This is a genomic window from Paracoccus sp. Z118 (assembly GCF_019061185.1).
Lineage (GTDB): Bacteria > Pseudomonadota > Alphaproteobacteria > Rhodobacterales > Rhodobacteraceae > Paracoccus.
This window is the reverse complement of record NZ_JAHQZU010000127.1, coordinates 1-479: the sequence shown is the minus strand read 5'-3', so window position 1 is coordinate 479 and position 479 is coordinate 1. Positions and strand designations below refer to the sequence as shown.

Below are 479 nucleotides of genomic sequence, written 5' to 3'. Positions count from 1 at the left end.
GGACGTCGGTCGGGTCGGTCGGATCGGCCAGCGACAGGCTGCGCAGGCTGGCGGCCGGCAGTTGCAAGGCGCTCGCCACCTCAAGGCTCGCTCCCGTCTGACCGCTTGTTTCTGTCGGAAAGACGGGGTTTCTGGCGGCGTCGGGCAGCAGATCGAAGGTCGAGGCTGACATCCACAGCGCCGTGGCCGTGGACAGGACGAGGCCGACCACGGCGATTCGCGCGACCTCCACATGCAGCCGCCCGGTCAGAGACCCGCGCAGCGGGGCGAACCACCGCCGCCAGCCGCCCACCCGGCGCGCAACCAGCGTCGCGCCCGACAGCGCCAGCAGCAGCATCGCGCCTGCGCCAACGGCTGCGACGATGCGCCCCGCGTCGCCCAGAAACAGCGAGCGGTGCAAGTTGGTGAGCCAGCGCCTCACCACGTCGGGATCGGCCGAGGCGGCATCCAGCCCAGTCGCCGGGTCGATCACCGCCGCC

Annotated in this window: 1 protein-coding gene; it reads right to left on the bottom strand. The window is 72.0% G+C overall.

All coding sequences use genetic code 11. The features are described 5' to 3' along the window. Positions 1-479 (bottom strand): PepSY-associated TM helix domain-containing protein (locus KTN05_RS17830; RefSeq protein ID WP_217330690.1); only part of this gene is annotated, 479 nt, incomplete at both ends.